General features: G+C 62.9%; 17 protein-coding genes and 2 pseudogenes. 11 read left to right on the forward strand and 8 right to left on the reverse strand.

Going from position 1 to position 20,401, the window contains the following annotated elements; all coding sequences use genetic code 11:
* Window positions 1-78: 78 nt before the first annotated feature.
* The 4 genes from FJV77_RS17030 to gcvA form a co-directional block, all read right to left on the reverse strand.
* Complete coding sequence (locus FJV77_RS17030) at window positions 79-1,383, reverse strand: ABC transporter substrate-binding protein (RefSeq protein ID WP_142867939.1); 1,305 nt, start codon at window positions 1,381-1,383, stop codon at window positions 79-81.
* 256 nt (window positions 1,384-1,639) lie between these two features.
* Window positions 1,640-3,310, reverse strand: a complete 1,671-nt coding sequence (locus tag FJV77_RS17035) for a hypothetical protein (protein WP_246691290.1) — start codon at window positions 3,308-3,310, stop codon at window positions 1,640-1,642.
* A 92-nt stretch (window positions 3,311-3,402) separates the two neighbouring features.
* Complete coding sequence (gene pncB / locus FJV77_RS17040) at window positions 3,403-4,707, reverse strand: nicotinate phosphoribosyltransferase (RefSeq protein ID WP_142867940.1); 1,305 nt, start codon at window positions 4,705-4,707, stop codon at window positions 3,403-3,405.
* A gap of 174 nt (window positions 4,708-4,881) precedes the next feature.
* Window positions 4,882-5,850, reverse strand: a complete 969-nt coding sequence (gene gcvA, locus FJV77_RS17045; protein WP_142867941.1) for a transcriptional regulator GcvA — start codon at window positions 5,848-5,850, stop codon at window positions 4,882-4,884.
* 212 nt (window positions 5,851-6,062) lie between these two features.
* On the opposite strand from gcvA, the gene speB reads away from it, so the two are divergent.
* From speB to FJV77_RS17085, 8 genes are all read left to right on the forward strand, one after another.
* A complete protein-coding gene (speB, locus tag FJV77_RS17050; RefSeq protein ID WP_142867942.1) occupies window positions 6,063-7,118 on the forward strand; it encodes an agmatinase in 1,056 nt (351 codons plus the stop codon).
* Between the two features lie 102 nt (window positions 7,119-7,220).
* The gene (locus tag FJV77_RS17055) at window positions 7,221-8,015 is read left to right on the forward strand and encodes a transporter substrate-binding domain-containing protein (RefSeq protein ID WP_142867943.1); all 795 of its coding nucleotides are present in this window, start codon (window positions 7,221-7,223) and stop codon (window positions 8,013-8,015) included.
* A 6-nt stretch (window positions 8,016-8,021) separates the two neighbouring features.
* Window positions 8,022-8,678, forward strand: a complete 657-nt coding sequence (locus tag FJV77_RS17060; RefSeq protein ID WP_142867944.1) for an amino acid ABC transporter permease — start codon at window positions 8,022-8,024, stop codon at window positions 8,676-8,678.
* A complete protein-coding gene (locus FJV77_RS17065) occupies window positions 8,675-9,322 on the forward strand; it encodes an amino acid ABC transporter permease (protein ID WP_142867945.1) in 648 nt (215 codons plus the stop codon). The genes FJV77_RS17060 and FJV77_RS17065 overlap by 4 nt, the downstream gene beginning before the upstream one ends.
* Before the next feature lie 79 nt (window positions 9,323-9,401).
* Complete coding sequence (locus FJV77_RS17070) at window positions 9,402-10,481, forward strand: extracellular solute-binding protein (RefSeq protein WP_142868000.1); 1,080 nt, start codon at window positions 9,402-9,404, stop codon at window positions 10,479-10,481.
* Between the two features lie 69 nt (window positions 10,482-10,550).
* Entirely contained in the window at window positions 10,551-11,588 is a 1,038-nt protein-coding gene (locus FJV77_RS17075; protein ID WP_142867946.1) for an ABC transporter ATP-binding protein, read from the forward strand.
* Window positions 11,585-12,439: an ABC transporter permease gene (locus FJV77_RS17080; RefSeq protein ID WP_142867947.1), complete on the forward strand. Its 855-nt coding sequence runs from the start codon at window positions 11,585-11,587 to the stop codon at window positions 12,437-12,439. Before FJV77_RS17075 ends, FJV77_RS17080 begins: the two co-directional genes overlap by 4 nt.
* The gene (locus FJV77_RS17085; protein WP_142867948.1) at window positions 12,436-13,239 is read left to right on the forward strand and encodes an ABC transporter permease; all 804 of its coding nucleotides are present in this window, start codon (window positions 12,436-12,438) and stop codon (window positions 13,237-13,239) included. Before FJV77_RS17080 ends, FJV77_RS17085 begins: the two co-directional genes overlap by 4 nt.
* A 496-nt stretch (window positions 13,240-13,735) precedes the next feature.
* Here the strand turns inward: FJV77_RS17085 and FJV77_RS17090 are convergent, their stop codons facing one another.
* Entirely contained in the window at window positions 13,736-14,629 is an 894-nt protein-coding gene (locus tag FJV77_RS17090; RefSeq protein ID WP_142867949.1) for a LysR family transcriptional regulator, read from the reverse strand.
* Window positions 14,630-14,783: 154 nt separating this feature from the next.
* On the opposite strand from FJV77_RS17090, the gene FJV77_RS17095 reads away from it, so the two are divergent.
* The 3 genes and pseudogenes from FJV77_RS17095 to FJV77_RS17105 all read left to right on the forward strand — a co-directional run.
* A complete protein-coding gene (locus FJV77_RS17095) occupies window positions 14,784-15,437 on the forward strand; it encodes a hydrolase (protein WP_142867950.1) in 654 nt (217 codons plus the stop codon).
* A 328-nt stretch (window positions 15,438-15,765) separates the two neighbouring features.
* Window positions 15,766-16,505: pseudogene (locus FJV77_RS17100) on the forward strand (SDR family oxidoreductase).
* Between the two features lie 355 nt (window positions 16,506-16,860).
* Window positions 16,861-17,433: pseudogene (locus FJV77_RS17105) on the forward strand (ABC transporter permease subunit); the annotation flags it as partial.
* Between the two features lie 262 nt (window positions 17,434-17,695).
* Here FJV77_RS17105 and FJV77_RS17110 read toward each other — a convergent pair.
* The 3 genes from FJV77_RS17110 to FJV77_RS17120 all read right to left on the reverse strand — a co-directional run bounded on the left by FJV77_RS17110 (window position 17,696) and on the right by FJV77_RS17120 (window position 20,273).
* Window positions 17,696-17,854 (reverse strand): DUF1127 domain-containing protein, encoded by a 159-nt coding sequence (locus tag FJV77_RS17110; RefSeq protein WP_112560041.1) that lies wholly within the window; start codon window positions 17,852-17,854, stop codon window positions 17,696-17,698.
* Window positions 17,855-17,983: 129 nt separating this feature from the next.
* A complete protein-coding gene (locus FJV77_RS17115) occupies window positions 17,984-18,280 on the reverse strand; it encodes a nickel-binding protein (protein ID WP_112560016.1) in 297 nt (98 codons plus the stop codon).
* A gap of 193 nt (window positions 18,281-18,473) precedes the next feature.
* Entirely contained in the window at window positions 18,474-20,273 is a 1,800-nt protein-coding gene (locus FJV77_RS17120) for a winged helix-turn-helix domain-containing protein (RefSeq protein WP_142867951.1), read from the reverse strand.
* Between the last annotated feature and the right edge of the window lie 128 nt (window positions 20,274-20,401).

Consider the following 20,401-nt stretch of genomic DNA (forward strand, 5'->3'; position numbering starts at 1 on the left):
TCTCCCCCCTTGCGGGGGAGATGTCCGGCAGGACAGAGGGGGGTGCCTGGGGGCTCACGCTTGCTGGAATGGCTAAGCCTACAGCGCCTGCGTCGTATAATCCCCCTCGGCCTCGTACAGCCCGTCCTCGATCTTGGTCTTGTGGACGACATTCAGCTTGCCGCCTTCGACCTTGGAGATGTTCTGGATGCCGAAGCACTGGTGGATCTTGCCGTTGAAGGTCTTTGGCCCCTGCGGATGCTCCGGCCCCTCGGCGAATTCGGTCAGCGCTTCGGTCGCCTCGACCAGCTTGGCGCGGTCTTCCGGACCCTTGTAGCCGGCGTCTTCCATTGCCTTCTTGACCACATAGAGCGTTTCCCAGCAACCGAACATATGCGAGGCCGTGGAGACGTCCTTTGGGTCGCCGACGGCAGCGCCATTGTCGTCGATGCCGACGGCAGCGCGGTAGGCTTTTTGCGCGGCCGAGTCATTGGCCTGGGCATAGCGTGGCGAGCCTTCCCAGAAATGGCTGCCGTCCAGAAATTCGAGGCCGGGGCTGTTGATGTCGGTGGCTTCAAGCGAATCCATGAAGCCGAACAGTTGCGGCCGGTTGGAGCCGTAGAACTCGCCGAGCTCCTTGACGAAGGTGAGCACGGCCGGGCCGACCATGACGTGGTAGATCACCTCGGTTTCCGCCGGGATCTGCGGAAAATATTTGGTAAAGGAGGATTCCGTCGGCGGGATGGCGATCTGGGCGATGACCTCGGCGCCTTGCGCCTTCAGCGCCGGCGGCAGGTAGTCGCGATGGTCGTAGCCGAAGGCGAAATCGGGGAATATCTGCGTTACCTTCTTGCCGGCATTGGCCGCGATCCACGGCGCCATCGACTGGATCTGGCTCTTCACATCGGTGATGCCGGGCTGGAAGACGTAGCGGTTGAGCTTGGTCGAGGCGACGTGGTGGCCTTCGCTGACGACAAAATACGGGATCTTGTTTTCGCCGGCGGCGGGCGCCGAGCCGATCACGACATGCGAGAACAAAGTGCCGAAGACGATGTCGGTCTTGTGTTGAGTGGCGAACTTGCCAACCACTTCGGCGCCACGGCCGGGATCGGTGCCGTCATCCTCGATGACCAGTTCGACCGGGCGGCCATTGATGCCGCCGGCATCGTTGATCGCCTTGACCGCGGCCGCGCTGGTCTTTTCATACCAGCGGCCATAGGCGGCGCCGATGCCGGTGCGGTGGGACTGGAAGCCGATCTTGATCGGCGCCGAACTCTGCGCCTGGCTGTAGCGGACAAAGCCTGGCGCGAGCGTCAGGCCGGCACCGGCGGCGAGACCTTTTAGCGCCGTGCGGCGAGAGAGCGCGGATTTGGAGAGATCGAAAAACCCATTCTTGTCAGTCACGGCAGTTCCCCTGTTTTTGAGTTTTGACTGTCTGTAACGAGGCAAGGCCACTCCCCTTGCGGAAGGGACGAAAATCGCATGTATACAAACTAAATCACCAAAGCTTCGACCTGGCAAGCGGGCTTTCCACATCCAGCGCCGCGCGTCCATCAGGACGCGCAAAGGACGCTGGAGCATTTGTTGTTTTGCGCATGATCCTTTCCGAAAATCGAAGCCGATTTTCGGGGTCATGCGCTGGCATGTCCACCGTCTTCTCTCATCCTGCTGTCGGCGTAGCAAGCAACCAGAGGCCGAAGATCGTGTAGGCGATCATCAGCACGGTGAGCGGCAGCTGGGTGAGTGCGGCGCGTGATGGAACCGGGTGCAGCCGCCAGGCCAGACCATGGGCGACAAGTACCGCCAGCATGTGGCCGGCGACAATGATGCCCGCCTGCACATTCCACAGCCACCAGGCGGAGCCGGCGCCGGCGACGATGCCGGCTTCGATCTGCATGTCGGCGGTGCCGAACAGGTTCCAGCCCAGTGCGAACGGGTCGGACAGAGAGGCCACCGCATACTGGCCGTCGACCAGCAGCGCCGTCAGATAGTGCGCGACATGATAGGCAAGCGCGATCGGCACGATCGACCAGACGAGCAGGCCAGCGGCCTCGCCGAGGGAATGCCGGCTGCCCGCGAGACGCTGGCCGAGGATGACGGCCAACATGAATGCAGCCGCCAGCAGCACGAAGGTGAGCACAAGTCCGAAGCTGCCGATGCCGATCAGCGCGGTGCGGCCGGGATACTCCAGCGGATTGATGCCGAACAGACCGAGCCAGAAGAAGGTTTTGGACAGGCCGTCGAAGGACACCGACGACAGCGCCAGCAGCAGAAAGGCGATGCCGCTTGCCGGCAAAGGCGTGGCGGCGAGTAGTTTCGCACCGGACCAGCAAAGATTGAGCCCGCCCGCCTCGTCGCGCTCAAGCAGGGCAAAGCGCGCCACCATGGCAAAAAAGATCGTCAGGAATTCGCCGCGCCGGCTCCAGCACGAGTAGCCGAAGGCGAGCATCGCGATGAAGGTGACCAACCAATAGAAGCCGGCGGTATAAGCCAGCCGCGCGGGATCGTCGGGCGCCGGGTCGATCAGCTCGAACCAGGCAAAGGCGAAGAACAGGATGACGGCCGGCCAGCAGCCGAGCCATGCGGGAAGGCGCGTTTCCTGCGCTTGGGCATCGCACTGGCCAATCAGGCGGGTGACGATGCGCCATGGGCCGTACCATGGGTTCAGCCACGACCAGAGATCGCCGAACAGGCCTTGCGCGATGGCGAGGCCGACCCAGAGCAGGGTCCAGATGGTTGAGGGAAGCGGGTTGGAGAGTGGGTCGCGGCTGCCGAACAGGCCGGCTGCGATGAGGATTGCAAAGCCGGCAAAAGAAATGAGGCTGACGATTGTGCGAGGGGCGTCGCTGAATGTGAAAAGTTGCAAGCGACGGCGCCAGAAGCGGTCGAGAGCATCCGGTGGCAGCAAAGCCAGGACGAGGAAGCTGACGGCGACGGCAAGTGCACCGCCGGCGATGTAGTAGCCGGTGGGGAGGAGCAGGACGTGGCCCCGATCGGAGGCGTGCGCGAAGGCGGGGGTGGGTGAGACTGAGGTGAAGGCTGAAATGACGAGAAGGAGAAAGAATGGTCGGACGTTGCGATCCTTCACACCCCCCTCTGTCCTGCCGGACATCTCCCCCGCAAGGGGGGAGATCACGCTGTTGTCTTCGGAAGGGAGCCTTTGTTTTTGAAGACATACGCCGGCTCGGATAGCTTGGCACCCTTCCTCTCCCCCGTCGATCGGGGGAGAGGTGTCGAGCGCAGCTCGACGGAGTGGGGGTCGACCCTGGCGCGGGTCAAGACGATGCTTGCGCGTGGTCCTCTTTCCTATGTCCGTTGCGGCGGTTGCCAAGTGGTTCCCCCACTCCGTCGCCGCTTCGCGGCGCCACCTCTCCCCCCTCCGGAGGGAGAGGAAAGGAGCCTCTGCTGGGAGAGCCCCAGCCCTCACACCTTGACCAGCTGCTCCACGCGGTCCTTCGCCCCGAAAATCCGGAGATAGCGCTCGATCTCCTTCTTGTCCCCGGTCGCCTTGGCCGGATTGTCCGACAGCTTCACCGCCGGGCGGCCATTGGCTTCCGTCACCTTGCAGACCAGCGATATGGCATCGAGGCTGTTGGTCTCGGTCGGCGCGCAGCCTTCGAAGTCGTTGGTGAGGTTGGTGCCCCAGCCGAACGACATGCGCACCTTGCCCTTGAAGTGCTGGTAGGTCTCCTCGATGGTCTCGACCTCGAGCCCGTCGGAGAAGATCAGCAGCTTCTGCCTGGGGTCCTTGCCTCTCTCGCGCCACCAGTCGATGATTTTTTCGCCGCCTTCGATCGGCGGCGCGCTGTCGGGGCGAAAGCCGGTCCAGTCGGCGACCCAATCCGGCGCATCGCGCAGGAAGGAAGCGGTGCCGAAGGCGTCGGGTAGCACGATCAACAGGTTGCCGCCGTAATAGCGCTGCCAGTCCTGCAGCACCTTGTAGGGCGACTGCTTCAGTTCCTTTTCCGTATTGGCGAGGGCTGCAAACACCATCGGCAGTTCATGCGCGTTGGTGCCCAGCGCTTCGAGGTCGTTGTCCATGGCCAGCAGCACGTTGGAGGTGCCGGTGAAGGCCTCGCCGATGCCTTCCTTGAGGGCCTCGACGCACCAGCGCTGCCACAGGAACGAATGCCGACGGCGGGTGCCGAAGTCGGATATGCGGATGCCGGGCAAGGCCTTGAGCCGCTCGGTCTTGGCCCACATCTTGGCCTTGGCGCGGGCATAGAGCACGTCGAGCGCGAACGGGCCGTAGGCGCGCATGGCGGCGCGGGAACGCAGTTCGTTGATGATGGCCAGTGCAGGGATTTCCCACAGGGTAGTGTACATCCAGGGGCCGCTGAAGGAGAGCTCGTACTGGCCGTCGCGCTTGGACAACTCGTAATCGGGCAGCCGGAAACCTTCCAGCCAGGCGAGGAATTCCGGCTCGAAGATCTGCTTGCGGCCATAGAAATTGTTACCGCCGAGCCAGATCATCTCCTTCTTCGAAAAGCGCAGCGTGCGGGCATGGTCGAGCTGGTCGCGCAATTCGCCTTCGTCGATATCGTCGGCCAGGCGCACCGATGTGGTGCGGTTGATCAGTGAGAAGGTGGTGTCGACCTTGGGGTACATGCCCCAGATCATCTGCAGCATCAGCAGCTTGTAGAAATCGGTGTCAAGCAGGCTGCGGACGATCGGGTCCAGCTTCCAGGTGTGGTTGTAGACGCGCCGCGCTATATCGGTTCTTGCCATGTCCTGCCGTCGCCTTCGCTGCTCGCGGTCGCTTTTCCAACGCATCTCCGGACGGAAAACCGCTGCGCACTTTTCCCGGAGCTGCTTGGCAAACCCCTAATAGCATTCAATTTTTGAAAGCGCTTCCCGCTTTCCGGGCTGGTCCGACAAAAAGGATGCCGCTCCGGTCCAGCCTCAACTCTTGGCGCCGACCACCCGCAGCGCCGGGCGCTTCCTGCGGCTGCCGATGCGGCCGGCCACTGGCGCGTCGGCGCGGCTGTCGGCCTGTTCCTTCTCGGCGAACAGCCAATCGACGAACAGCTGCACGATCGGCGCCGAGCGCATCTCGTTGCGGCAGACGACGTAGAAATCGTCGACCGCCGGCACCGACAGGCTGAACGGCGCCACCAACAGGCCCCTGGCGAGCAGCGTGCTGGCGGTAACGGAATCGCCGAGCGCCACGCCATGGCCATGCACCGCGGCTTCGATAGCGGTGCGCGCGTCTCCGAGATGGTGGCGGCGGCCACGCTCGAGATCCAGCCCGTCGGCGGCGGCCAGCCAGGTGTGCCACTCGCGGCCGTCATCGCCATGCAGGATGACATGGTCGGCCAGATCCCGGCAGGTGCGGATCGGCCGGTTGTTGATCAGAGTCGGGCTGACCACCGGAAACAGTTCGAGGCCCGACCATTTGCGCATCCAGCAATCGGTCCAGCTGCCGTCGCCATAGAGCACGCAAACATCGACCTGCGGTGCGCGGATGTCCTTGGGGTCGTTGGACGGGATCAGCGTCAGCCTGATATCGGGATACTGCGCCATGAAGCTGCCTAGCCGCGGCGTCATCCACAAAAGCAGCAACGCCGGAACGCAGGAAACAGACAGCGTGCCGGCGCTGGCCGGCCTTGTCATGCGCTGGGTGGCGGCGGCGATGCCGTCGAAAGCGGTAGACACCGCTGGCAGCAGTTCGGCGCCATGCGGTGTGAGCTTTACCCGCTGCCCGGTGCGTTCGAACAGTTTTACGCCCAGCGACTGCTCGAGCGCCTTGATCTGATGGCTGATGGCGCCATGGGTGACGTTCAGCTCACTCGCCGCCTTGGTCAGCGAGGCGTGGCGCGCCGTCGCTTCGAAGGCGCGCAGGGGATTTAGGGGCGGCAGACGCTTGGCCATGGGCAACCGGATATTCTGTGAGATTTTCTCACAACCGGCACCCTAACAATATCAATTGATTTTTCAATGCGGCTGCCGGACACTTTGTCCCAGACAGCATCAATGACGTGAAATCTGCAGGCAGCCAGCGGGACAGCGACCCGGCCGGATGACGGTCAGTTCGCAAGATGCCGCCACGGCCGCATGCACCAGCCCGGCAGGAGGAGACCGACATGGGTTATGATCGCGGCAAGCTAGACGCGTTGCGCCGCAAATATGGCGAAAGCCATGGCGGCGAGATGTTCGACCCGAAATTCCGCAAGGTCGCCGACAAGATCTTCTCCAAGAGCGGCACCAGGCTGGCGCCCTATTCCGGCATCCCGACCTTCCTCGCCGCACCCTACCGCGAAATATCGGCCGACAACCCGGATTTCGGCGATCTGCAGGTGGCCATCATCGGCGTGCCGATGGACCTTGGCGTCACCAACCGCCCCGGCTCGCGCTTCGGGCCAAGGGCGCTGCGCGCCATCGAGCGCATCGGCCCCTACAACCATGTGCTGGAATGCGCGCCGACGCATGAGCTGCGCGTCGCCGACATCGGCGATACGCCGTTCCGCAGCCGCTACCGGCTGGAGATCAGCCATGAGGACATCGAAAAGCGCACCAACCAGATCGTCGACGCCGGCGTGCTGCCGCTGTCGGTCGGCGGCGATCATTCGATCAGCCATCCGATCCTGAAAGCTGTCGGCAAGAAGGCTCCGGTCGGCATGATCCATATTGACGCCCATTGCGACACCAGCGGGCTGTTCGACATGACCAAGTTCCACCATGGCGGGCCGTTCCGCAACGCGGTGCTGGACGGCGTGCTCGACCCGACCCGCACGATCCAGATCGGTATCCGAGGCTCGGCCGAGTATCTGTGGGAGTTCACCTACGAATCCGGCATGACCGTGGTGCATGCCGAAGAGGTGACCGGGCTCGGCATTCCCGCCATCATCGAGAAGGCGCGCAAGATTGTCGGCGACGGTCCGACCTACATTTCCTTCGATGTCGACAGCGTCGATCCGGCCTTCGCGCCGGGCACCGGCACACCTGAGGTCGGCGGCCTGACGACGCGCGAAGTGCTCGAACTGCTGCGCGGCCTGAAAGGCCTCAACATTGTCGGCGGCGACGTCGTCGAGGTGGCGCCGCAATATGACGCCACCACCAACACCGCCCATGTCGGCGCCCAGGTCCTGTTCGAGATCCTGAGCCTGATGGTGTTCAGCCCGGCCATCACCGGCAGATAAGCCCGGAGCGAGATCCGGTCTCGCTCCAGCAAATCCAGGTGGCAGTCGCGCTGGAGCCGGCTGCCACTCTCAAACAAACAAGCTTCCAGAAGGGGAATACCAATGACGTTTCACATGAAATCAACCCTCGCAGCCGCACTGATGCTTGCCGGCCTCGGCCTCGCCTCTCAGGCCAATGCCGATGCCGTCGACGACATCACCAAGGCCGGCGCCATCAATGTCGGCATCTTCTCCGACTTCCCGCCCTTCTCCTCGGCCAGCGCCGATATGAGCATCAAGGGCTATGACATCGACGTGGCGCAGGCCATCGCCGATTCCCTGAAGGTGAAGCTCAATCTGGTCAGCGTCACCGGCCAGAACCGCATTCCCTATCTCACCGACAAGCGCGTCGATATCCTGATGAGCGTCGGCTACTCCAAGGAGCGCGAGGAGGTGATCGATTTCGCCGCCGCCTACGCGCCCTACTACATCGCCGTCATCGGTCCGGCAGCGCTCTCCGTCAAAGGCAAGGAAGACCTCGCCGACAAGTCGATTGCCGTCAACCGCGGCACGCTGGAAGATACCTCGCTGACCGAAGCGGCACCGGCATCGGCCGACATCAAGCGCTTCGACAACTACAACTCCGTGATCCAGGCCTTCATCTCCGGCCAGACCCAGCTGATGGTGGTCGGCAATGATGTCGGCGCCCAGGTGCTGGCCAAGCAGGACGCGCTGAAGCCGGAGCAGAAGTTCCAGCTTTTGACCTCGCCCTCGCATATCGGCCTCAACAAGCATGAGGACCGGCTGAAGACGGCGGTCAATGACGCGGTTGCCAAGATGCTGGCCGACGGCAAGTTGGATGAAAGCTCGAAGGCCTGGCTGAAGACGCCGCTCAACCCCGACAACCTCAAGGATTGAGTTCCCGTGGCTTTTGCCTGGCTCCAAGGTGCTCTGGGCGACATCACGCGCGGTGCGCTCACGACGATCCTGTTGATCGTCGTGACCACGTTCGTGGGCACGCTGCTCAGCATCCTCGGCGCTGCCGGCCGGCGCAACGGCCCGGTATTCGTGAAGCGGGCGATCGCGGTCTATGTCGAGGTGATGCGCAACACGCCGTTCCTGGTGCAGCTGTTCTTCATCTTCTTCGGGCTGCCCAGCCTCGGGATCAGGCTCGATCCGATCCTGGCCGCCATACTGGCAATGACGCTCAACATGGCGGCATACACGATTGAAATCGTCGGCGCCGGCCTTGATGCGGTGCCCGCCGGACAGACGGAAGCCGCTCTTTCACTGGGGCTTCGGCCACGCCAGGTGTTCATCAAGATCGTGCTGCCGCAGGCGCTGAAGGTGATCTACCCCGCGCTGACCAGCCAGATCGTCATCATGATGCTGGAATCGGCCGTGGTGTCGCAGATCGCGGTGCGTGAGCTGACCTACGAGGCCGACATGCTGCAAGCGCGCACGTTCCGTTCCTTCGAGACCTATTTCGTCGTGACGCTGGTCTATCTCTTGATGTCGATGGCCTTGCGCCGGCTGCTGGTCACGGGCGGACGCCGCGTGTTGGGAGCCGGCGTGTCATGATCGAATTCACCTTCTGGGACATCGTTCGCAACCTGCTGCTCGCCGCCCGCTGGACGGTGCTGTTGTCGCTCGCCGCCTTCATCGGTGGGGCGCTGGTCGGGCTGGCGGTGCTGTTCTTCAGGATCGCAGAGTATAAATGGAGCCGGCGCATCGCTTCCGGTTACATCGCGCTGTTCCAGGGCACACCGCTTTTGATGCAGCTGTTCCTGATGTTCTTCGGCCTGCCGATGCTCGGCCTGCGCATCGAGCCGTGGACGGCCGCCGTGCTCGGCCTCACCTTCTTCGCCAGCGCCTATCTGGCCGAGATCTGGCGCAGCGGCGTCGATGCGCTGCCGCGCGGCCAGTGGGATGCCGGCGCCAGCCTCGGCCTGCACCGCCTGCAGGAACTGAGGCTGATCATCCTGCCGCAGGCCTTCTCGATCACAAGGGCGCCGATCGTCGGCTTCCTGGTGCAATTGATCAAATCGACGGCTCTGACCTCGATCATCGGCTTCGAGGAGCTGGTCAGGACCTCGAACGCCATCAACAACGCCACCTTCGAGCCGTTCAAGGTCTACGGGCTGGTGGCGCTGATCTTCTTCGTCATGTGCTTTCCACTGACGCAATACGCCCGTACGCTCGAACAACGAGCGGCGGCCCACTGACGCCCAAGCGGCGTACAGTGTGTGAAGGGAACCTGCCGGATAAAAACGGCATCAACTGAGGAGAAATCGGATGAACAGACTGATCGGAAAATCCCTGACACGGCGCGGCGTGCTTGGCGCCGGCCTCGCCATATCAGGCGTACTCGCCATGCCGTCGATCCTGCGCGCGCAGGACAAGTCGCTGAAAGTCGGCGTCTATGGCGGCTATTTCAAGAAGTCCTTCGACGAGCACGTCTTCCCCGACTTCACCAAGGCCACCGGCATTGCCGTGGAATCGGTCGCCGAGCCGACCGGCGAAGCCTGGCTGGTGCAGCTCGAGCAGGCGGCCAAGGCCGGTCAGGCGCCCGCCGACCTTTCGATGATGTCGCAGACCTCGACGCTGAAGGGCCAGTCGACCGAATTGTGGACGCCGCTCGATACGTCGAAGTTCAAGCACTATGGCGACCTCTTGCCGCGCTTCATCAACAAATATCCGGATGGCCGCGTCGCCGGCATCGGCGCCGTCGCCTGGTGGATCACGCTGGTCTCTAACACCGACGTCTACAAGGACGCGCCGACATCGTGGGCAGCCCTTTGGGACAAGGCCAACGAGGATAAGCTCGGCCTGCTGGCGCTTGCCTCCAACTCGTTCCTGCTCGAAGTGACGGCCAAGACCTTCATGGGCGGCACCAATGCGCTCGACACCGAAGAGGGGCTGAACAAGGCGTTCGAAAAGCTCGCCGAGGTCAAGCCGAACGTTCGCCTCTGGTATCGCGACGAGGCGCAGTTCGAGCAGGCGCTGAAGTCGGGCGAAATCCCGATGGGCCAGTATTATCACGACGTCACCGGGCTCGCGATCGCCGACGGCTTCCATGTCCGCTCGACCTTCCCGAAGGAAGGCGGCATCCAGGATTCCGGCAACTGGGTGCTGTCGCGTGCCTCGACCAAGGTCGACGAGGCGCATGCCTTCATCGACTATATGAGCCAGCCATCGATGCAGGGCGTGATGTCGCGCAAGGTCGGCACCACGCCAACCTTGAAGAAAGAGGTGCTCGACCTCAAGCCGGAAGAGTTCGCCGCGGTGTCGTCGGATATCGATCCGATCATCCCGCGCTACGACCTCTACACGTCGAAGGCCGACTGGATCAACCAGAAGTGGACCGAGCTGATCGTCGGCTGAGCCGACGGCCCTGGACGTCAGCGGCCGCCGGGCATTGACCGGCGGCCCCTTTAGCACAGAGGGATGAGCATGCCCGGACTAGACATCAACAGCATCACCAAAAAATTCGGCAATTTCGCCGCCGTCGACAATGTCCAGCTCAACGTGCCGCACGGCACGTTCGTGTGCCTGCTCGGCCCGTCGGGCTGCGGCAAGACCACGCTGCTGCGCATGATTGCCGGGCTGGAGGAACCGACCAACGGCGCTATCGTCCTCGACGGCGAGGACATCACGCCGCTGCCGACGCACAAGCGCAATCTCGGCATGGTGTTCCAGTCGCTGGCGCTGTTTCCGCATCTCTCCGTCGGCGATAACATCGCCTATGCGCTGCGCATTCGCGGCGCCTCCAAGGAAGAGCAGAAGAAACGCGTCGACGAATTGCTGAGCTTGATCCACCTGACCGGCTTTGCCGACCGTCCGGTGGCCAAACTGTCGGGCGGCCAGCGTCAGCGCGTGGCGATTGCCCGGGCACTCGCTTTGTCGCCAAAACTGTTCCTGCTTGACGAGCCGCTGTCGGCGCTCGACGCCAAATTGCGCGAGGCCATGCAGGTGGAATTGCGCCAGCTGCAGCAGCGGCTTGGCATCACCACCATCGTCGTCACCCACGACCAGCGCGAAGCCATGACCATGGCCGACCTCGTCGTCGTCATGGGCCATGGCAAGATCCTGCAGGCGGCGCCACCGATCGAGATCTACCGCAAACCGGCCGACGCCTTCGTCGCCGACTTCATCGGCATCACCAATCTGTTGCCGGCCGAAGTCGACAGCACCGGCCGCACCACCATTTTGGGTACAGCCATTCCCGGCCTGGCCATGCCGGCGGGTCAGACAAAAGCGTCCGTCTCGGTCCGTCCCGAGGATGTGCATCTGGGCAGCCCCGGCGGCTCGGCCATTACCGGCGAGGTGAGTTTCGTGCGTGATCTCGGCGGCACCATCGAGACCTTCGTCGACGTCGGCGGCACCAGCATCATTGCGGTCACGACGCCGCGCGAGCGCCATGACGTGCCGGTCGGCGCCAAGGTCGGCGTCACCCTGCCGCCGGCCAGCTGCGTGGTGCTTGGCGCATGAGACGCGAAGCCCCGAAGTCGGTAGCCGACTACACGCCGCTGTTCTTTCCGGCGCTGATGCTGATCGTCTTCTTCGTCGTGCCGTTCTCGACGATGATCGCGGTCAGCTTCTTCAAGCGCAACCCGTCCGGTTTCTACACACCGGATTTCGTGTTCGACAATTACGCCCGCTTCCTGTCGGTGTTCTTCGGCGGCGTGCTCGGCTTTTCGCTGATGCTGGCGGTGCTGGTCGCGGTCTGCTGCGTCTGCATCGCCTTCCCGTTCACCTATCTCCTGACTCGCCGGCCGCGCCGCGTGCAGACACTGTGGCTGGTCGGCCTCTTGTCTGTGCTGTCGCTGTCGGAAGTCATTATCGGCTTTGCCTGGTCGACGCTGTTTTCGCGCACCGCCGGGATCACCAATCTGTTCGTGGCGATCGGGCTGATGGACAAGCCGGTGGCGCTGCTGCCGACCTTCGGCGCGGTGCTGACCGGCATGGTCTATCAGGCCCTGCCTTATACGATCCTGGTGCTGTACCCTGCCTTGGTCCGCCTCGACCCGACACTGCTGGAGGCGGCGCGCACGCTCGGCGCCTCGCCGATCCGGGCCTTCTTCAACGTCGTCGCGCCGGCGCTCCGTAACACCATCGTGGCGACGCTGATCATGGTCTTCGTCTTTGCGCTCGGCTCGTATCTTTTGCCGCAGATTCTCGGCCGGCCACAACACTGGACACTGTCGGTGCTGATCACCGACCAGGCGATCTACCAGTCCAACATGCCGTTTGCCGCGGCAATGGCCGTGTTCCTGGTGCTGATCTCGCTGGCGCTGGTCGGACTGACCCTTCTCGTCGGACGCCGGGAGAACGCCCTATGACCGCGACCTTTTTGCGCCGTTTCTATTTCACCATCGTCGCGCTGTTCCTGGCCGCGCCACTGATCGTGGTCGCCGGTGTGTCGATCAACTCACGCCAGGAACTCACCTTCCCACCGGTGGGTTTCTCGCTTGCCTGGTACGCCCAGATCTTCACCGATCCGGAATGGCGGCTGGCGCTGATCCATTCGGTGACGCTCGCCGTCTGTTCGGCGGCGATTGCCGTTGCGGTCGCGCTGCCGCTGGCCTGGTTCCTGTGGCGGCGCATCGCGCCATGGGCAAACATCTTTCAGGTGCTGGGGCTTGCCCCCTTCATCCTGCCACCGGTCATCACAGCGCTCGGCTTCCTCTCCTTCTGGGCGACGGTCGGGCTGTTCGGCCAGTTCTTCACCGCCATCATCAGCCACGCCATCTTCTTCGTGACGCTGCCGCTGGTGACGCTGTCGCTGGGCTTTGCCTCGATCGACCGCTCGCTGGTCGAGGCCGCCGCCACGATGGGTGCCGACGACCGCACGGTGCTGAAGACCGTGGTGCTGCCGCTGATCCTGCCTTACCTCGTCTCGGGCTACGCCTTCGCCTTCGTGCTGTCGCTCAACGAATACATCGTCGCCTATATGACGATCGGCTTCACCACCGAGACGCTGCCGATCAAGATCTTCAACGCGCTGCGCTACGGCTACACGCCGACCATGGCCGCCGTGTCGGTGTTCTTCGTCGCGGTGGCGGCACTGGTGTTCGGCTCGATCGCCCGGTTCGGCGATATACGCAGGCTGCTCGGCGCGATGTCGTCGGACGGCAACTGAGGAAGCTATACCGCAGTATCGCTCGCTCATTGATCAGACTTTCAATTTACACTCTCAACAGAATCTCGTGTGTCAACCGGCCGCGCTGAGCTCGAGCATCGATTCCGAAGACCTTGTCAGGAGGAGGGCCTTGACTTGCCCAAAGCAAACGGCAGCTTTGCGCCCAATGTCGGCCGTAGGAGTAAGTCTAGCCGTTGTCCGAAGCAGACATTTGCCAGCTATCTGCCGAAATGGTCGACCGCGAAGTCGATGAAGGTGCGCAACTTAGGTGTGATCCGCAGATCGGCGGCAAACAGAATATGCATTTGGGCGTCTGGCGGCCCGGTACGTCGGAAGAAGCCTCACTAGCCGTCCGTCCTCGACGGCATCCCTCACGAGCGCGAATGGCTGTAGCAGGACTCCCAATCCTGCCAGGGTCAACGTCAAAAGTGCCTGTCCATTCGCAGGAGAGCGACCGTCAAGCGCCGTCAGCCAAGGCCTAGCGGATGTCAGTGCTTTACCGGTCGAGACCCCAGAGGTGGGGATTTCTTGCGAAGTACTCGATCAGCATTTCGGTGAGCACCCGCACTTTGCGCGTGGGATGCTGACCCGGCGGGCGGACGACATACGCGGCCCCCGGAGGTACCGGATAGCGTGTCATGATCGGGACCAGCGCGCCGGAGGCCACATATTCATGGGTGATGCAGTCGGGGAGCCAGGCGATGCCGAGACCTGCCGCCGCGGCGGCGGCGAGCGCCGTGGCGCTATCGGCCTTGAACTTGCCCTGCGGCTGGACCGTAACAATCTTGCTGCCATCCATGAACTGCCAGGTTTCCGTTCCCTGCATGAGGGCCTGATGGGTGACGAGTTCGTCCAGAGTCTCGGGTGACCCGTGCGCTTTGATATAATCCGGGCTTGCGACAAGCTTTCCATGGATCGGCCCGACACGCTTCGCGATCAGGTTGGAGTCCTGAAGGTAGGCGCCCCGGATCGCGCAATCGAAACCCTCTGCGATGAGATCGACGAAGCGATCGCTGTAGGAAGTATGAATGTGCAGCTGCGGGTGCCGGCGCGCCATTTCCGCGAGCACGGAGGCAAAGTGGGTCGGGCCGAAAGTGAGCGGCATGGCAACCCTCAGGCGGCCGCGCAGCTCACCGGTGGGGAGGATCGTTTCCCTGGCCGTATCGATCTCGGCACTGGCTCGGGCCGCATGGTCTCTGAACGTGATCCCCGCTTCGGTGAGCGCGGCGCCGCGGGTCGTTCGTGCAAGAAGCTGGACGCCAAGTTCCGTCTCGATCCGGAAAAGCCGGCGACTGACGATAGACTTCGCGACGCCGAGCCGGCGCGCCGCAGCCGATATGCCCCCTGCATCGGCCACTGCCACGAATGTCTGTAGATCTTCAATGTCCAATTAGGCGTTCCTCATTTCGCGACACAGCTTGCCTGATTATGGCACTACCGCGTCACCAATAGGAACAGCAAATTGCGTCAAGGCAACGCCGCCCGCTGGCGCATGTCTCCCGTGAACCCATTGCCGTCGATAGCGGCAGAGAAAGGAAGTCTTGATGACCCCTCGTAACGGCCTCGATTCGCTTCTTCGCCCCGAAGATTCGGTCCTCGTTCTGATCGACCATCAGCCTTATCAGCTCGCAAACCTGAACAGCCACGATCCGCACATGGTGGTCAACAACACGACCGCGCTGGCGAAGCTGGCAAAAGCCTTCAATGTTCCGACCATTCTCACCAGCGTGATCGCGGCGCGCGGTGGACTTCTCTTCAAGCAGATCACCGACGTATTTCCGAACCAGGAAGTCATCGATCGCACCTGGGTGAACACCTGGCAGGACGAGAATGTGGTGAACGTCGTCAAGACGACCGGCCGCAAGCAGCTGATCATCGCCGGCCTGTGGACCGAGGTCTGCGTCGCGATGCCTGTGATCCAGGCCGCCGGCGAAGGCTGGGACGTGACCGTGATCACCGACGCGTCGGGCGGGATTTCGAAGGAGTCTCACGAAGTTGCCATCCAGCGAATGATCGCGGCCGGCGCGAACGTGATGACCGTGATGGCGCTCGCTGGCGAATGGCAACGCGATTGGGCGCGCACCGAGCATGTCGAGGAGCTGACCGAGATTCTCATCCAGCACTTCGGCGGCAGCGGCATCGCGTATCTTTGGGAGCAGCAGCTTCTCAACACGCCCGTTCCGCGCGCCGCAGCGTGAATCGAGCGGGGATGACGAGCGATCCCTCGGGCGCCCGAGCGTCGCTCGAGCCTCGTCTTTCCCCCTTCCTGGGCACGCGCCTCGCGCATGACAGGCGCGTGCCCTCGGGGCGGCAGCCCAAGATCTTCGATCGGTCGATGCGGGCCTCTCCTCCCGAGCCGCGCCGGAAAGCGGGTGGGCCGAGCTCACCCGACTAGATCGCAAATGATGCCTGAGGTCCTGGCGGGCGCGTGAACCGGCCTGGGTCCGGGGTCCAGGCCTCTCCCTCGCAATGTTAGGCGCGCCATCCGAGGTGCATGGACTAAAAATGGTAGAAAAGGACAGCGTCGTGATCGATTTGAACGGAAAGCGTGCATTGGTTACGGGAGGATCGCGGGGCATCGGGGCCGCGATCGCGTTGGCACTGGCGGAGAACGGCGCCGACGTTGCATTTACTTACCAGCGCTCCGCCGAGAAGGCCGATGCGGTGGTCAAGTCCATCGAAAGCAAGGGGCGTCGCGCAGTCGCTATCCAAGCCGACAGCGCCGCCCCGGAGGCCATCATGCGCTCTGTGAGCGAAGCCGTCTTGGCGCTCGGTGGACTCGATATCCTCGTCAATAGCGCGGCTATCGGCCACACCGGATCGATCGCGGACATCGACCTGAATGATTATCAGGCCGTATGGACGTCAACGTGCGAGCGCCGGTGCTGTTTGCGAAAGCAGTTATCCCGCATCTCACCGAAGGGGGACGCATCATCACGATCGGTTCGGCCTTGGGGGAGCGGGTCCCGTTCCCAGGTATAACGGCTTATGCGATGTCCAAGGCGGCACTTACCTCCTTCACCCGCGGTCTTTCGCGCGAACTCGGCCCGAACGGCATCACCGTGAATCTTGTGCAGCCCGGGGCGACCAATACGGATGCAAATCCGGCCGACGGGGAGGCTGCCGATTTCCAGCGAAGCCTGACGTCTTTGGGACGCTACGCCGAGCCGCGCGAAGTCGCGAACGCTGTGGTCTTTCTGGCAAGTCCCGCCGCGAGCGTGATTACGGGCACCATCCTGACCGCCGACGCGGGCGCAATCGCCTGAGCCGACTTGATGTTCGCCAGCAGGTCCGGGGAGACGTCATATCGAGCCGGGACCGGCTTCTCACCCGGCCCATCCCGGGGCCGCTTGGCAAAACGTCTGTGTCAAACAGGCCGCGACGGATGACATCGCCCTCCGGCAACAGGGATGTTGGCGTCCGCCGCGCCTGATCTTGCTTCGCCGCTTTTTAAGAATTCACGGGTCTCCTCGATGCCTCCCACCTCCGCCCCGGGTCTGCCGCTCACCCGCCGCGATGTCCTGATCTCGGCCTCGGCGCTTACCGCAAGCTTCACCTTTCCGCTGGGCGCCACGGTCCATGAAGGCGTGATCCAGAACTGGTGGCGGCAGGGCATGATGGGTAGCGCTGCCGCTGGCCTGGTTCCTGTGGCGGCGCATCGCGCCATGGGCAAACATCTTTCAGGTACTGGGGCTGGCGCCCTTCATCCTGCCGCCGGTCATCACAGCGCTCGGCTTTCTCTCCTTCTGGGCGACGGTCGGGCTGTTCGGCCAGTTCTTCACCGCCATCATCAGCCACGCCATCTTCTTCGTGACGCTGCCGCTGGTGACGCTGTCGCTGGGCTTTGCCTCGATCGACCGCTCGCTGGTCGAGGCCGCGGCCACCATGGGCGCCGACGACCGCACGGTGCTGAAGACCGTGGTGCTGCCGCTGATCCTGCCTTACCTCGTCTCGGGCTATGCCTTCGCCTTCGTGCTGTCGCTCAACGAATACATCGTCGCCTATATGACGATCGGCTTCACCACCGAGACGCTGCCGATCAAGATCTTCAACGCGCTGCGCTACGGCTACACGCCGACCATGGCCGCCGTGTCGGTGTTCTTCATCGCGGTGGCGGCACTGGTGTTCGGCTCGATCGCCAGGTTCGGCGATATACGCAGGCTGCTCGGCGCGATGTCGTCGGACGGCAACTGAGCGAAGCCAGGCAGCTTTGCATAGCGAGACTTCAAAATGCGGCCGATCTGGACCAGATTCAGAAGTACAAAGAAAACGTTCCAGCCGACGACGTTCATGAGCGGCGCCGGCTGGCTATAGAAATACAAGGCAAGACAGATTGCAGCCGCCGTGGTGAGAATCCTCAGCCGCAAAATGTCCAGCGTGAAGTAGGCGATCACATACAGGATGTTCGCCATGTTTATCAGAAAGTCCATGTCCCTGGTTCCAATGGGCTGGGCACTCAGACGAGACGGTCCTTGAAGTGTTCCCGAACGGCAAAGGCGATCGCGCCGCGGCGAATGCCTATGTCCTTCAGGATGTGGTCGGGCAGTTCCTGCAAGGCCCTCTCGGCCCTGCGTGCTCTCAGCCCGATCGAAACGCGCTTTAGGTAGTGAAACATTGCTTTCTCCATTCGTGGGAATCGCAGCACATGGAATGCGGCATGCCGCGCCAAGCGCCGTGCTGTTGATGTTTGCTGGTTGAATGACGCTGCCCCGCTTTGTTCACGCGAGGCAGCGACCGGAGGTCGTCAGGCGGCCGCCGTCATCGGATCATTGCGAAGGATGACCGTGTCGGCGACGGGGTAGAATTCCTCACCGGGCATACCGACGCGCTTGGCGTGATCCCGGATGGCCTCGCCGTCCTTGGCCTCGTAGATGCAGAAGGTGCCGATGCGCCCGTCGGGCTCATGCACGACATAGCTGCGGATCCAGCTGACCGTGCCCGCCATCTGTTCCTTGGCGACCTTTGCCGATTTGGCGCCGGCGGCTTCGAGTTCCTGCAGGGATGCCCACGCGCTTGGGCGGCGGATAACAAACAGGTTCATGATCTTTCCCTTTCGATTTCGCGCCAGCTCTTCGCCGGCGCTGATGATTGCCTGGCTTGTCTGCCTGGCTGGGGAAAAATTACCTTCGAGGCGGGCCGATCGTCCTTACCGGGACCTGATCTCTGGCTGATCTTTCGCTGCCACCGCCGATAAGCTCGATCAGGAGCTCGTCCCATCAAGGAGGCGGATTGGGTCAGAGGGTGAGTTCTTGCGTAGAACCGTGGACAAGCGGCTGGCTCTCGCGCGAAAAGCTATGGCGAAGCGTTGCAGCTTCCCCTTCCAGGTGCCGAGATCCCAGATGGCGGGCCGATCTCTCTGCCGCGGTGATCTCCACTTTCGCGCCGCTGACGTCGCCCGAACGCAACAAGGCACTGGCGAGCTGCAGCCGAACCCTCGCCGCATGATACTCGACGCCTGCACTGGTCCAGAGCTGCCGAGCCAACAGCAGAAGCCGGTTGCCGTTCGGGTCGCCTGGCTCGCAAAGCGCCGCCTTGGTTTCGGCTATCAAGGCCTGCGTTGCCGGTTGCCGCCAGCGTTCTGGCTGGGTATCGATTTCGTTGAGATAGATTGCCGCCTGGGCAGAGCGCCCGCCGCGCGCTGCAATGCAGGCTGCGTTCACCAGCAGGTTTCCGCGCCGCTGCAGATGGAACCACGACATCCCTTGCAGAGCCCGATCGAGTGCGGCAAGCGCCCCGTCCAGATCGCCTGTTTCGAACAACAGCACAGCATTGCCCGGCTCCGCGTCCCAGCCGAGTGCATAAGCCTGGTCGTAGTCGGCGCGCGCCGATGTGAGGTCGCCGATCATGGCAAAAATATCGCCGCGAACGCGGAAGCCTTCGCCTAGCGACCAGGATTCCTCCGCTGAGAGTTTGGGGAGCGCGTCGTTTATGCAGGTCAGGGCTTCAGGTAATATCTGCTGCGCCGCGACCACTTCGGCGCGATGAAGGTCACACGCGCCCGAGGTCTGCGCGAAACTTGCGGTGCACCAGCTTTCAAAGCCTTCGCTCCACTGGCGGGCACGGGGCCAATCGGCGTATGTCCTGCAGCTCCACAGGATGTTGCAGTAAACCAGACTACCGGTGATCGGGTCGACCTGGCTCGACAGAGCGATCGCCGCCGCGTGGTTTTGCTGCTCGCTGCCCTCCTCGATCTTGCCGAGGGCGAGGTTGAAAAACCCTTTGTATGTCAAAGTCAGAGCTCGCAGGCCGGGATCGTCGCAATTTTCAGCTATCGCGTAAGCGGCTGACGCCAGCTGCAGCGCTTCTTCGGGACGGCCGCCCGAGGATGCCAGGCGCGACCTCATCCACAGCAGATATGCTTGCGTGGCATCGTCCGGTGACTGAGACAGAAGCGAGGCAGCACGCTCCAGCCATCCCTCTGCAACGGCACCCGATCCGCGTTCGGCCTGGATCTTCGCTAGCGTGACAGCGGATCTGGCGGCGCGCGCGAAATCACCGGCCTCGACATGAGCCGACACCGCGCGGGCCAGCACAGGGACCGCCTCGGTCGGTCGCCCACCACATTCGACGACCAGAGCCCAGAGATCGACGTCAGCAGGAGAGAGACCTTCATTGTTCGCCAAATGCGCGAAAAGTTTTGCAGCCGCGCTCCAATCGCGCAGGGCTGCCAGCCTGCGGGCCGCGGCAAGCTTGTCGTCCCCTTGTAACGAAGCAGGCTGCACATACCCCAGCCCCGGTTCATCGATGGCGAAGCGATAGCCGTGGCGAACGTAGCTGTGTATTGCATCCTGCAGGCCCCCCGCGGCAAGCGCCTTTCGGGTGAGGCTGACGACGCGCTGAAGCGATGCTTCCGTCACGATGACATCCGGCCAAAGAGCGTCCATCAACTCGTCTTTGGGGACCACCCGGCCGGCATTGCGCACCAGGTACACCAGCAGGTCAAAGACGAGCGGCTGGATCTTCTGCCCAACGCCGCTCAGCGACAGTTTGCGCGCAGCTTCATCCAGTTCGAATTGTCCAAATGAGTGTTGCATCGTCCCTTTCCGATGCAACAATCTACCTTATCAGCTTTGACTAGGGGAGAGGCCTGGGCCGAACGGCAGCAAGGCTTAGGTTGGATCGGTAGCCAACGGCAGCTTTAGCGACAGCAACTGGCGGACCG

The sequence above is a fragment of the Mesorhizobium sp. WSM4306 genome (genome assembly GCF_007003975.1).
In the GTDB taxonomy this organism is placed as follows: domain Bacteria; phylum Pseudomonadota; class Alphaproteobacteria; order Rhizobiales; family Rhizobiaceae; genus Mesorhizobium.